At 38.7% G+C, this 13,034-nt stretch carries 13 protein-coding genes and 1 tRNA gene; 7 read left to right on the plus strand and 7 right to left on the minus strand.

What is annotated here, in order from left to right:
* The 3 genes from F3G75_RS06215 to F3G75_RS06225 form a co-directional block, all read left to right on the plus strand.
* On the plus strand, positions 1-328 hold a 328-nt coding region (locus F3G75_RS06215; protein WP_223154443.1), incomplete at its 5' end, for a hypothetical protein.
* A 21-nt stretch (positions 329-349) separates the two neighbouring features.
* Positions 350-1,480: a glycosyltransferase family 4 protein gene (locus F3G75_RS06220; RefSeq protein WP_149716960.1), complete on the plus strand. Its 1,131-nt coding sequence runs from the start codon at positions 350-352 to the stop codon at positions 1,478-1,480.
* Positions 1,481-2,048: 568 nt separating this feature from the next.
* A tRNA-Val gene (locus F3G75_RS06225) sits at positions 2,049-2,124 on the plus strand.
* 74 nt (positions 2,125-2,198) lie between these two features.
* On the opposite strand, the gene F3G75_RS06230 is transcribed toward F3G75_RS06225, so the two are convergent.
* The 4 genes from F3G75_RS06230 to F3G75_RS06245 all read right to left on the minus strand — a co-directional run bounded on the left by F3G75_RS06230 (position 2,199) and on the right by F3G75_RS06245 (position 5,968).
* Positions 2,199-3,617 carry an alanine/glycine:cation symporter family protein gene (locus F3G75_RS06230; protein ID WP_087578171.1) on the minus strand — a complete coding sequence of 473 codons (1,419 nt, stop codon included), beginning with the start codon at positions 3,615-3,617 and terminating at the stop codon, positions 2,199-2,201.
* An 88-nt stretch (positions 3,618-3,705) separates the two neighbouring features.
* Entirely contained in the window at positions 3,706-4,221 is a 516-nt protein-coding gene (locus tag F3G75_RS06235; protein WP_149716961.1) for an ATP-dependent DNA helicase RuvA, read from the minus strand.
* A gap of 29 nt (positions 4,222-4,250) precedes the next feature.
* Positions 4,251-5,417 (minus strand): replication-associated recombination protein A, encoded by a 1,167-nt coding sequence (locus F3G75_RS06240; protein ID WP_223154407.1) that lies wholly within the window; start codon positions 5,415-5,417, stop codon positions 4,251-4,253.
* Between the two features lie 20 nt (positions 5,418-5,437).
* Positions 5,438-5,968 carry a pyridoxamine 5'-phosphate oxidase family protein gene (locus tag F3G75_RS06245; RefSeq protein ID WP_149716963.1) on the minus strand — a complete coding sequence of 177 codons (531 nt, stop codon included), beginning with the start codon at positions 5,966-5,968 and terminating at the stop codon, positions 5,438-5,440.
* An 80-nt stretch (positions 5,969-6,048) separates the two neighbouring features.
* On the opposite strand from F3G75_RS06245, the gene F3G75_RS06250 reads away from it, so the two are divergent.
* Positions 6,049-6,342: a hypothetical protein gene (locus F3G75_RS06250; protein WP_084109745.1), complete on the plus strand. Its 294-nt coding sequence runs from the start codon at positions 6,049-6,051 to the stop codon at positions 6,340-6,342.
* Position 6,343: 1 nt separating this feature from the next.
* Here the strand turns inward: F3G75_RS06250 and ung are convergent, their stop codons facing one another.
* Entirely contained in the window at positions 6,344-7,036 is a 693-nt protein-coding gene (gene ung / locus F3G75_RS06255) for a uracil-DNA glycosylase (RefSeq protein WP_149716964.1), read from the minus strand.
* Between the two features lie 64 nt (positions 7,037-7,100).
* Here ung and F3G75_RS06260 point away from each other — a divergent pair, with 64 nt between their 5' ends.
* The 3 genes from F3G75_RS06260 to infC all read left to right on the plus strand — a co-directional run bounded on the left by F3G75_RS06260 (position 7,101) and on the right by infC (position 10,354).
* A complete protein-coding gene (locus F3G75_RS06260; RefSeq protein WP_149716965.1) occupies positions 7,101-7,667 on the plus strand; it encodes a YbaK/EbsC family protein in 567 nt (188 codons plus the stop codon).
* A 351-nt stretch (positions 7,668-8,018) separates the two neighbouring features.
* Positions 8,019-9,839 (plus strand): threonine--tRNA ligase, encoded by a 1,821-nt coding sequence (gene thrS / locus F3G75_RS06270; RefSeq protein ID WP_149716966.1) that lies wholly within the window; start codon positions 8,019-8,021, stop codon positions 9,837-9,839.
* Positions 9,836-10,354 (plus strand): translation initiation factor IF-3, encoded by a 519-nt coding sequence (gene infC / locus F3G75_RS06275; protein WP_107710372.1) that lies wholly within the window; start codon positions 9,836-9,838, stop codon positions 10,352-10,354. Before thrS ends, infC begins: the two co-directional genes overlap by 4 nt.
* Positions 10,355-11,079: 725 nt before the next feature.
* Here infC and F3G75_RS09520 read toward each other — a convergent pair.
* Both F3G75_RS09520 and gdhA read right to left on the minus strand, forming a co-directional pair.
* Positions 11,080-11,208, minus strand: coding sequence for a hypothetical protein (locus F3G75_RS09520; RefSeq protein ID WP_262481484.1), 129 nt, complete (start codon positions 11,206-11,208; stop codon positions 11,080-11,082).
* A gap of 423 nt (positions 11,209-11,631) precedes the next feature.
* On the minus strand, positions 11,632-12,990 hold the full coding sequence (gene gdhA, locus F3G75_RS06280) for an NADP-specific glutamate dehydrogenase (protein ID WP_149716967.1): 1,359 nt from the start codon (positions 12,988-12,990) through the stop codon (positions 11,632-11,634).
* Positions 12,991-13,034: the final 44 nt, after the last annotated feature.

Raw genomic sequence — 13,034 nt, forward strand, 5'->3', positions numbered from 1 at the left:
TTCTAGTAGTTTTTCAAATAATAAAAAAGCTCTTGATGATTTTGCTGATTTTAGCAGAGCTGTAAAGAATTTTTTGATACAAAAAGATCTTTTTGATGAATATTTTAAATTTCACATTCCTACTATTTTAAAATTTACTTTGGATTATTCTGAAAGTGATTTTAAAAAACAAATAAATGCTATATGCCCAGAAGCAAATAATATAAAATACGTTTTTCAAATCAATAGAAATATAATCTATAAAATTTTATATAGCACTGTTTTTATAGGGTTCCCACAAATTTTTGTTTTTGCAAAAAAAGTATTTATTAAGCTTAGAAATCTTTAGATTCATATGATTGGAGTTGCTATGAAAATTTTTATAATCGGTAATGTCTCGTCTATGATGATAAATTTTAGAGAAGAGCTCATAAAATTACTTGTATCAAAAGGGCATGATGTCTACTGTTTAGTTAGTGACTACAATGAAAAAAGTAGAAAAAAAATAATCTCATTGGGTGCAAAACCGCTTGACCACACTTTAAATGCAAAAGGGCTAAATCCATTTAAAGATCTCATTGCTACATATGATTTGGTTAAACTATTTAGGCAGCATAGGCCAGATGTAGTTTTTTCTTTTTTTGTTAAACCAGTTATTTTTGCAACTATAGCCGCAAAAATAGCAAGAGTACCACGAATAGTAGGCATGATAGAAGGGCTCGGCGGGGCTTTTACGGTTTATAAAAATGGGCAAACAAAAAAGGCGAAAATCATCAAAACTATACAAGTTCTTTTATATAAAATTTCACTACCATTTCTTGACGAGCTTATATTTTTAAATAATGACGATAAAAAGGATTTGATTGATAGATACAATATAAAAGTAAAGTCCATAAATATATTAGGTGGTATAGGTGTTGATCTTGATAAATTCTCATATACTAAAGCACCAACTGATCCTATAAGTTTTATTTTTATAGCAAGGCTTCTTGCAGAAAAGGGAATATTTGAGTATTTAGAGGCAGCTAAAATCGTAAAAGAAAAATATAAAGATGTAAAGTTTTATATATTTGGTAGTTTTGATGAGCACAATCCATTTGGATTAACGCAAGAAGAGCTAAAACCTTATCTTGATAGTGGCATAGTTATATATCCTGGCTTCGTAAATGATATAAAGGAACGGATAGTAAATAGTTCTATTTTTGTCTTGCCTTCGTATTACAGAGAAGGTGTTCCAAGAAGTACGCAGGAAGCCATGGCGATAGGAAGGGCAGTAATAACCACAAATAGTGTAGGATGTAGAGAAACTGTTGAAGATGGAGTAAATGGATTCTTGGTGCCACCATTCGATAGTAAAATTTTGGCACAAAAGATGACTTATTTTATACAAAATCCAGATATGATAGTCCAAATGGGTATAGAAAGCAGAAAAATAGCTGAAGTAAAATTTAATATAAATGAAAAGAATGAAAGACTTGCAAAGATTATTATTAGAAAATAGCACATTACTATTTTTAACTTTTTTAATTTATAGTATTAAAGATTTTAATTTAAAAATTTAGGCTTATCTTTAGCGGGCTTATCATGATTTAAATAATAAAACCAAGACAAGCTCACTAGTTTTCTAGGCTAGACTTCTACCCCGTTAGTCCACTAACTGATTTTGTATTATTCTTATCAGCCTTTTGTTTTAAAAATTCCTATTCATCTTTTGTAGGTTTATACTCACCTTTGAAGAATTTTTAGCATCAATCTTTTACTATAGATATTCTCTTTGTAAATTTTTATATGTTAGCTTCCAGTATTCAAGATAATTTCCAAAGCTAGCACCATGTCCTACATCATAGTGGCAGCTTACACATTTTAGCTCTTTATAGCTATCAAGGAGTCTTTATGATGACGTGTGAGTTGCCGATATTGACCGGGTAGTTTTCATCTTTACTGATAACTGTGAAACAAGTGTTAGCTAATTCTAAATTTATCCATTACTTTTACTGCTTATAAATAAATTTAATTACTAAAGAATTAAGCTAAATAAAATAGAAAATAAAATATAATCCCAAATCTTTGGTCCCGTAGCTCAGTTGGTAGAGCACTACCTTGACATGGTAGTGGTCGATGGTTCGAGTCCATTCGGGGCCACCACTTCTAGCAAAACATCCCAAACAAGAGATTTAAAAATTAATTATTAGTAAATTTTCTAAAGATGCTGTAAAGATTTATTTCAAATAATCTTTCACATCATACTCTTTACCAGCATCGTGATCTTTTAAAAGCTTTGCCACGATAGGGCTTAAAATGATGATGGCAATTAAATTTGGTACGACCATCAAGCCATTAAACATATCTGCTAGGCTCCAGACAAAATCAACCTTTTGCAAGCTTCCCAAAAATACAAAAACGACTACTAAAATTTGAAAAGCTCTGACCGCTTTTGCCCCAAGAAGGTATCTTACGTTGATTTCAGCAAAATAGTACCATCCAAGAATCGTTGTAAATGCAAAGAAAAATAGGCAAACAGCTACGAAACTATATCCGCCAACCTTACCAAAGATATGCGATGAGAAAGCCTCTTGCACCAAGGTTATGCCTGTAAAGACTGCTTTGCCATTTTCAAAGCTAATAACATTTGCAGTAAGCACTACAAAAACGGTAATATTTAAAACGATAAAAGTATCTACAAATACGCTCATTATGCCAAGTACTGCTTGATCGACCGGGTGTTTGACATTAGCTGCGGCGTGTGCGTGCGGAGTTGAGCCCATGCCAGCTTCATTGCTAAAAAGCCCTCTTGCTATGCCGTATCTCATCGCAGCTGCTATGCTAGCTCCAGTAGCTCCACCCCACGCAGCTGAAGGATCAAATGCTGCTTTGTAGATAAGCAAAACTGCATCTGGAATTTCGTGAAAATTTAAAGCGATAATGATTAGTCCAACACCTACATAAAGTAAAGCCATCAAAGGTACGATCTTTTCAGCCACTCTTGCGATCGCCTTTACGCCACCTATAAAGATGACTGCGCAGACGATTGCTAAAAAAGCTCCAGTTATCCACTGAGGTATACCAAAGGCTCCTTTAAAGCCGTCTGAGATCGAGTTTGCTTGCACCATATTGCCGATAAAGCCAAGTGCGATAATGATAGCGATAGCGAAAAAGCCAGCTAGAATTTTTGCCCATTTTCCCTTTAATCCACGACTTATATAAAATGCCGGACCGCCTATCGTGTGCCCGCTATCGTCTTTTGTGCGGTAAATTTGAGCTAGGCAAATTTCAGCAAAATTTGTAGCCATGCCTAAAAACGCAGCGCACCACATCCAAAATATCGCTCCAGGACCACCCATGATAAGAGCTGTTGTCGCACCTACTAGATTGCCAGTGCCAACTTGTGCGGCGATTGCGGTTGCAACTGCTTGAAACTGGCTCATACCGGCCTTGCCAGCAGCTTCGCCGTGAAGTGAGAAATTCCCAAAAAGCTCTCTTAGGCCCATTTTAAACTTAAAAATTTGAACAAACCCAAGCCTAATAGTAAAAAATAGTCCAGTACCGCAAAGTAGGGTAATAAGGAAGTATGGTCCCCAAAGAAATGAATTTATACTTTCAACACAATTATTTAAAATTTCAGCAAAATTTGTAGGCATTTTTTAACTTTCGTGATTGATTTGGATTTGAGAAGTATATTTGAATAAATATAAAATTTAAATTAACTACTAAAAAATTATAGCCGAGCTAAATTTTTACAAAAGTGCCATGCAAAACCATATTTGAGTAGTAGTAAAAGCTGTAAAATAGCCTATCGTCATAGCTTAGCTCGTCTTGATCTACGATCTCAAGATACTTTGGCTCTAGCATTTGCTCCATTTTTGCAAGTGGCTTTGCGTGCTCAAGATGATCTAACTTCTCACAAATTTCAATCATAAATTTAAAAAACTCTTCAAGCTTACGCGAGATAAATTTAGCTGCTTCGCCTTTTTCGCCTAGCGCACTTTTGTAAATTCGCACCAAAAAAACGAGCGCAAATGGCGTTGCGTGCCAAAATGTCTCTTGATATTCACACTCACCAAAGATCTCATCAAGTAGCTCACTAAGCTCTTTTTCGTCAAATTTGCTCTTTTTTACAGCCTTTGTAAGTGTGTTTAAAATTTGTGCAAAAAGCTCCGCCGTGCCGTAGCTGCAGCTTAGTCTATCCCATGGCACATCTTTTATCTTTAAATTTGCGATATATGTTAAATTTTGCTCGTTCATCTGCGTATCTTTTAAAATTTATCCTAAATTTAGCCCTTTGACCTTATTTTTTCTAGCCACTCATTTAGCGTTTTTTCAAAGCCTATGCCCTTGCTTTTGTAAAAAACGAGCGGTTTCTCTAGATATTTTTGCTCGACCCAGCCGCCAAAATCATGCGGATAAAGGTAGTCTTTGCTCTCTTCTGTGTGATTTTTTAGATATGGTGGGATCTTTAAAATTTCTTCGCTTTGCACGTATCTTAGGGCGGCATTTATCGCGTTGTAGCTCGAGTTTGACTTTGGCGAGCTGGCTAGATAGACGGCGCACTGAGCCAGTATGATCCTAGCCTCTGGAAAGCCTATCTCTTTTACCGCACTTAGCGTGCTGGCGGCTAAATTTAGCGCATTTGGGTTTGCGTTGCCGATGTCTTCGCTGGCAAATATCGCCATCCTTCTAGCGATGAAGTCCGCGCTCTCGCCTGAGTCTATAAGCCTTGCTAGGTAGTAGATGACGGCATTTTCGTCGCTTCCACGCAGGCTTTTTATAAAAGCACTTGCTAGCTCGTAGTGCGTGTCGTCCTCTTTTGCCCCCTCTTTTAGGGCGTTTTGGCGAAGTATTTTTAAATTTTCTAAGCTCACATTTTCATCAAGCGTGACGGCAAATTCTAGTAAATTTAGCATAGCTCTTGCGTCGCCGCCGCTACTTTTAAAGAGATACTCTTTTGCCTCTTCGTCAATGCTAAATGAAATTTGCTCTTTTATCTTGCCAAGAAGCTCCTCAAAATCGCCACTGCTAAGCGGCCTAAACTCAAAGAGCATAGAGCGACTTCTGATGCCTGAGCTTAGCGTGAAAAAGGGATTTTCTGTGCTTGCACCGATGACTAGGGCTTTATAATTCTCCATTGGTATTAGCAAGGCTTCTTGCTGGGTCTTGCTAAGCCTGTGGATCTCGTCTATGAAAAAGAGTGGCTTATTTAGGGCGTTTTCGTAGTTTTTTAAAATTTTACGAAAGTCATCTATCTTTAAATTTCCGCCGTCAAACTCGTAAAAGTCGTAGTTTGCCCCACTTGCCACAGCCCTTGCAAAGCTCGTCTTGCCACAGCCTGCTGGGCCGTAAAATATGGAGTGCGGGATCTTTTGTGTAGCTATAAATTTTAAAAAGGCCGCTTTAACCGCTTTTTGTCCGCAAATTTCATCCAAGCTTTTTGGTCTAAACATCAGTGCAAGTGAGTTCAAATTTATTCCTTTACCGCTTTTGGCAAAATTTTGGCCTTAGCGCTAAGACTTTCTATCTTTAGCTCGTAAATTTTTATGATTTTTAGCCCATACTCCGCAGCCACATCAAATGTACTCATTGCATATGCTGTGTATTTTTGGCTGAGAATTTTTAAAATTTCATACTTTTTGGTCTCGTCCTCGACCTCATAAGCTCTTGTTTTTGCGATGGCGCTTTTGTATTCAGTCGTAAAAACTTTGCCTCCAAGTGCCTTGCCGTCGTTTTTTATCACATCTAGCTCGCTTTCGCTTAGATGTGGGACTTTGTTAAAACTAACGCAGACAAACTCCACTTTTCGCCCATCTTGAAGTAGTTTTGCCTTACAGCCAGCGGTAGCTCCGTGTATAAAAATGCTTTCACCAACTCTAACAGGCGAGATCGGTACGCTAAAAATTTCTCCCTCATCATCCACGCATGAAATTACCGCATATTCGCATTCATCTATGATTTTTAAGCCATCTTCACGGCTTAGTTCTCTATCTTTTCGTCTCATTTTTTATCCTTTTTGTGAAAGAGCATTTTAAAATTTAAGTGCTTAAAGGCTAGTATAACGCAAAAATTTCAAGGAAAAACATGAAAAAAATAGCTATTTTTGCCATTTTACTTGGCGTAAATTTAGTCCATGCAAACGATGTTTGCAATGAATATATCAAGCAAAGCAGGCTATATCTTGACGAGCTCTATGCCAAAGAGAGCAAACGACTTGCAAATGATGAAAAGGCGTTAAGGCTTTTTGAGCTTAAATTTGATGAGTTTAAACAAAGACAAAGCGGCCAAGAAGCCATAATTTTACAAAACAAAGATGAGAAATTTTGCAAAAGAAAGCTTGAAGAGACAAACAAACTTTTAAATGATCTAAAAAAATAGATCAAATTTTTACATTTAGATCCCAGTCTATCGGCGTTTTGCTGTGGTTTGCTAGGTAGATATTTGCCTTTGAGAAATGACGGCAGCCAAAAAACGCGCCACGAGCTAGCGGGCTTGGATGGGCTGCCTCTAAGATGAGGTGCTTGCTGGCGTCAATGAGCGGTGCTTTGGCTCTAGCTGGGTTGCCCCAAAGCATAAAAACTACGTTTTGTAAATTTTGGCTAATCTTTTTTATTACAGCGTCAGTAAAGCCCTGCCAGCCAAAGCTTGCGTGAGAATTTGCCACTCCAGCGCTAACGCTTAAAGTCGAGTTTAGAAGCAGTACGCCTTGCTTTGCCCATTTTGTTAGATCACCGCTATTTGGCTCTTTTATGCCAAGATCAGCGTAAATCTCTTTATAGATATTTATAAGACTTGGCGGGACTTTTACGCCATTTGGTACCGAAAAGCTTAGTCCCATGGCTTGATTTGCACCGTGGTATGGATCTTGGCCTAGGATGACGACTTTGACAGAGCGAAAAGGCGTTAGGTTAAATGCATTAAATATAAGCGCATTTGGTGGATAGACGGTGCCAGCACTCTTTGCTTTTAAGAAATTTTCTTTAATACGCGCAAAATTTTCACTCAAAAACTCATCTTTTAGCACCTCTTTCCAACTTGGCTCAATTTTTATATCATCTAAATTTATCTGCATTTTCCTGCCTTTTGTAAGTTTTAGCGGTATAATTTTAACTAAAATTTATCCAAAGGAAAGAGCTGTGTCTGAGCAAATTTTTAATAAGATATATGAGCTTCTTAGTAAGAATGAAGCCAAATTTAAAGTCCTAAATCATGAGAGTGCGACCACTTCAGAAGAGGTGGCAAAACTTAGGGGAACAAAGATGAGCCAAGGCGCAAAGGCTCTAGTTTGCTCTATTAAAGGAGTAGATGAGGAGAAATTTAGGCAAATTTTTAAAGATGAAAATGTGCTAAATGATTATTTGCTAAGCAATGAAAAGCCAGCGATGAAGGCTGGTAAAATTTATGTCTTGGCTATTTTGCCAGCCGATATGCAAGCAAATCTTGATAGCTTGACACAAAAATTTGACGGCAAAAGGGCAAGCCTAGCTAGTTTAGATGAGGTTTTGGAATTGGCAGATTGTGTTTTTGGTTCGGTGCCACCATTTAGTTTTCATAAAAATTTACACATTGTAGTTGATGAAAGGTTACTACAAAGAAACGATGAGATCGCATTTAATGCGGGACTACTTGATAGATCGATCATTTTAAATACAAAAGATTATACAAAGATAGTACGACCAACGCTAATAAATTTTGCAGAATAAAAAAGTGCTAGGCTAACCACTTCCTAGCACTAAATATTGTCGGGAGAAAAATGAATTTAAATAATGCAAAGACGAGAAATTGCTAAATTCATTTCAAGAACAAATATTATCAGGCATAATCTTAAAATATAATAAATTATATAAATAAAAAGCTTTAAATTTAGGGATTTACACATTTAAATATAAATATATATATTTTATAAATAAATTTTATAGATCAAAGCTTGTGGATTTAAAAAGAATTTATAAAAATTTGCTTAGTAAATATTAAGTTTAGCTTAAAGCCCATTTTGATAAAATCCTTAATCGTTCTTTTATCGTAAAAAAGACAATTTGATATAAGGAAAAACAATGAGCGATATCATCGCATACAAACTAAATGGCGAAATAGTCGATACTCAAAGTATCGCAGGGCGCGAGAGTAGTGCCGAGCCTATCTATTTTGACAACTCAAAAGAAGCACTACACGTTATTAGACACTCCTGTGCGCACCTCATGGCACAAGCTATCAAATCACTCTATCCAAAGGCGAAATTCTTTGTCGGACCAAATGTAGAAGATGGATTTTATTATGATTTTAGAGTTGATGATGAGGGCACGAAGCTAGGCGAGAGCGATCTAGCAGCGATCGAAGATAAGATGAAAGAGCTTGCTGAGAAGAAATTTGACATCGTAAAAACCTGCTCAACCAAAGCTAATATGAGCGATAAATTTAAAGATGACGACCTAAAACAAGAGGTCTTAAAAAGAATCCCAGATGGTGAAGTGAGCAGCTATTCGCAAGGCGATTTTGAAGATCTTTGCCGTGGACCACACGTACCAAATACTAAATTTTTAAAATTTTTCAAACTTACACGCGTGGCTGGCGCATATCTTGGCGGCGATGAGAGCCGTGAGATGCTAACTAGAATTTACGGCACAGCCTATGCAGATAAAGAGAGCTTAAAAGAGCACATCCGAATCATCGAAGAGGCCAAAAAGCGTGACCACAGAAAGCTTGGTACCGAGATGAAGCTGTTTACTTTTGATGAAGAAGTAGGTGGTGGTTTGCCGATATGGTTACCAAATGGTGGACGCTTGCGCTCTAAGTTAGAGCAAATTTTATACAAAGCCCACCGCGACCGAGGCTACGAGCCAGTGCGCGGACCAGAGCTTTTAAAGGCTGATGTGTGGAGAAGAAGCGGTCACTACGCAAACTATAAAGAAAATATGTACTTTACGACGATCGATGAGGCCGAATACGGCATAAAGCCTATGAACTGCGTCGGCCACATCAAGGTATATCAAAGCGACATCCGCTCATACCGCGATTTGCCGCTTAAATTTTTCGAATACGGCGTTGTGCATCGCCACGAAAAAAGCGGCGTTTTACACGGGCTCTTCAGAGTGCGCGAATTTGCACAAGATGACTCGCACATCTTTTGTATGCCAAGCCAAATCAAAGAAAATATCTTAGAAATTTTAAAATTTGCTGGCAAAATAATGGAAAATTTCGGCTTTCATTACGAGATGGAGATTTCGACCAAGCCTGCAAAAGCGATCGGCGGGGACGAAATTTGGGAAACTGCGACTAAAGCGCTAAAAGAAGCGCTTGACGAAAACGGCTTTAAATACGGTATCGACGAGGGCGGCGGCGCATTCTACGGTCCAAAAATCGACATCAAAATTACCGATGCGCTAAAGAGAAAGTGGCAGTGCGGCACGATCCAGGTTGATTTTAACTTGCCAGAGCGCTTTGATCTAGGATACATCGATGCAAACAACGAAAGACAACGCCCCGTAATGCTCCACAGAGCACTGCTTGGCAGTTTTGAGAGATTTATAGGAATTTTACTTGAGCATACTGCTGGTGAGCTACCATTTTTCATAGCTCCAACGCAAGTCGTCATCGTACCTATTAGTGACACGCATTTAGACTACGCAAAAGAAATTTCACGCGAGCTAAGAAAGATCAACGTCGATAGCGAGATCGCAAGTAAAAATGAGAGTTTAAATAAGAGAATAAGAACGGCAGAAAAACAAAGGGTGCCTATGATAGTTGTGCTAGGTGACAACGAAGTAGCGAACAAGAGCGTTGCGCTACGCGACAGACAGGCTAGGACGCAGAGCGATATGAGCTTGGCGGAATTTATAAATTTAACAAAGGAGAAACTTAGTGAGGTACATTTTTGAGTAAGGAAAATGAAGTATTGCTCAATGAGGACATAAGGGCGAGAGAGGTAAGATGTGTAGGGGATGATGGCACAGCATACGGTGTCATCTCAAGAGAAGAGGCTTTAGAGATCTCAAATAAGCTTGGGCTTGATCTAGTGCTTATAGCACCAGATGCGAAGCCGCCAGTTTGCAAGATAATGGACTATGGTAAATTCCGTTATCAGCAAGAGAAAAAGCAAAAAGAGGCCAAGAAAAAGCAAAAAACCATCGAGATAAAAGAGATAAAACTCTCTGTCAAGATCGCCCAAAACGATATAAACTACAAGGTTAAACACGCAAGCGAGTTTTTGCAAGATGGCAAACACGTTAAATTTCGTGTATTTTTAAAGGGTCGCGAGATGAGCACTCCAGAAGCTGGCGTAGCTATGCTTGAGAAGGTCTGGGAAATGATAAAAAATGAAGCTGATCGCGATAAAGAACCTATAATAGAAGGTCGTTATGTAAATATGCTTGTAACTCCAAAAAAGGGTTAAATTTTCACAAAGAGCAGGCTAGGGCTTGCTCTTTTTCATTAAATTTTTAATACAAAAACTCACAAATAACTATTTTCAAAAATTCTATCATTTTTATATGTGTTAAATTTACGCAAGGGCGTTTGCTGGGCTGATGTGGCTTGTGGTTAAATTTGATAGGCAAAATTTGGATGTGATTTAAATTTAGTAAATTTTGGTCTTTACTTGCTAAAATTTACCCGCTTTGTTATCGCTCGCATAGGTGTTGTGCTGAAAATAATCTAGGCAAATCTACTTTCTTGCGAGCTTACAAATTTTTAGTGCTTGCGTGGGTATTTTTAAGCTAAATTTTGCCTAATATCTAGCTAAATTTGGTAATGGGATATCGCTTTAATAATACTTTTTACAAAAAGCTTTGACTACTCTTGGTTTTATGTGGCGACCAAATTTGACGAAAAATTTGCTTGTTCGTGGATTAAATGTAGCAAATTTTAATTTTTACTTACTAGAATTTGTTCCATCCTTTTTCCGCCAACCATTACATGGGCACTTTGCTGAAATTCGACTAGGCAAGAGCTCGCCTGAAAGAGTAAATTTGATAACTTCTTTCGAGTTGTAAATTCATGGTGCCTGTGCGAGTGTTATAAGCTAAATTTCGCCTAGTAGCTGTATAAATTTGCTAAAAAATCGCTTGTTTGTAGTTTAAATTTATAAAAGAGAATTTAGGCTGGGTGAGCATAAATTTACTAAATTTTATAAGCCATTTCTTGGCAAAAATCAAATACCCTATAATCTGCTTGGATAAAATTTAGTGTTTGCTCATTCTCTGCCAGGACTTCTTCATTTTGTCTTGCTATATCTATGCCAGCTAACACTATAAAAATTTCTCGATCGCAACGCGCCTGCTACAAATTTCTTCATCTTTAAACAGCTACACATAAACATACCTCTCGTACAATCAAGCAAAAGCATACATGGCAAAAACTTTCAAATTTGTTGCACAAACCTCGCCACTCCACCATTTGCCACCACGCCAGCTTTTTTGACAAAATTTCTATTAAATGCTCTAAAAATAGTGATCTGCTCGCCACCTTAGTATCAATATTTTAAATTTAGGTGAGCGTCAAATCCACATATATACAATGCTTCAATCCAGCGTAAATTTGATAGTTTGTCAGTAAAATTTACTATACAAAAGGCAAACTCTCTTTTAGCTAAAAGCCCAAAGTAACTTCATATAAATTTACGTCCAAATTTAACTTGGACGTAAATTTATAAAGCTAAGAGATAAAATTAGCCTACACATATCCCTGATCTATCATCGCATCAGCCACTTTTCTAAAGCCCGCGATATTTGAGCCAAGCACCAGATTTCCCTCGTCACCAAACTCCTTGCTGGTCTCGTAGCTAAGCTCAAAGATGTGGTTCATGATGCCATGAAGTCTGCGATCGACCTCCTCAAAGCTCCACGAAGTCATGCCGGCGTTTTGCATCATCTCAAGGCCACTTGTGCCCACGCCACCAGCGTTTGCTGCTTTTGCCGGAGCAAAGTGAAAGTCTTTTTGCGCAAGCATGAAATTTATCGCATCAAGCGTGCTTGGCATGTTCGCACCCTCAGCCACGAAGCGGCAGCCATTTGCGTAAAGCACTTTTATGTCGGCTAGATGAAGCTCGTTTTGTGTCGCACAAGGGAAGGCTCCGTCGCATGGCACGTCCCAGACGCCGTTTCTGCCCTCTTTGTACTCGCTCACGCTTACGTATTTTGCGTTCGGTCTAAATTTGACGTATTCGCTAAGGCGCGCGCGTTTTACTTCTTTTAGCTCTTTAAGTACCGCTAGATCGATGCCCTCTGCATCGTAAACGTATCCGTTTGAATCAGAAACCGTGATAGGCAGCGCGCCTACTTGATAGAGCTTTTCTACCGTGTAGATGGCGACGTTTCCACTACCGCTTATGCTGCATTTTTTGCCCTCAAGTGATAGTCCAGCTTTTTTTAGCATGTTTTGAGTGAAATATACTAATCCGTATCCAGTAGCCTCTGTGCGCGCTAGGCTGCCGCCCCAGTTTAGCCCTTTGCCAGTTAGGATGCCATCAAATCTGCCAGTTAGCTTTTTATACTGGCCAAACATATAGCCGATCTCTCTAGCGCCCACGCCGATGTCGCCTGCTGGCACATCCACGGTGTTGCCGATGTGGCGATATAGCTCGCTCATAAATGCCTGGCAAAAGCGCATTATCTCGCCCTCACTCTTGCCCTTTGGATCAAAGGTGCTGCCACCTTTTGCACCGCCGATATTTACGCCAGTGAGCGAGTTTTTGAAAATTTGCTCAAATCCTAGAAATTTTAGCACGCCAAGATCCACGCTAGGATGCAGTCTGATGCCGCCTTTATAGGGGCCCACGGCTGAGTTAAACTGCACGCGGTAGCCGTTATTTACCTGCGGTCTGCCGTCGTCGCCCGTGTACGTGACGCGAAAGATCACCGTGCGCTCAGGGATAACTATGCGCTCTAGGATCGCGTGTTTTTGGTACTTGCTTTCTCTTTTTATAAGCGGCTCGAGGCTATTTAAAACCTCGGTCGCAGCCTGGACAAAGACGCCTTGACCCGGATTGGTCTTTTTTATCCACTCCATCGTTTTTTCGATGTACTCGCTCATTTTGGCTCCTATTCGTCAAATTTTCGTAGTTGAATATTAACTCT

It is taken from the genome of Campylobacter concisus (genome assembly GCF_902460705.1).
GTDB classification, from domain to species: Bacteria; Campylobacterota; Campylobacteria; order Campylobacterales; family Campylobacteraceae; genus Campylobacter_A; species Campylobacter_A concisus_Z.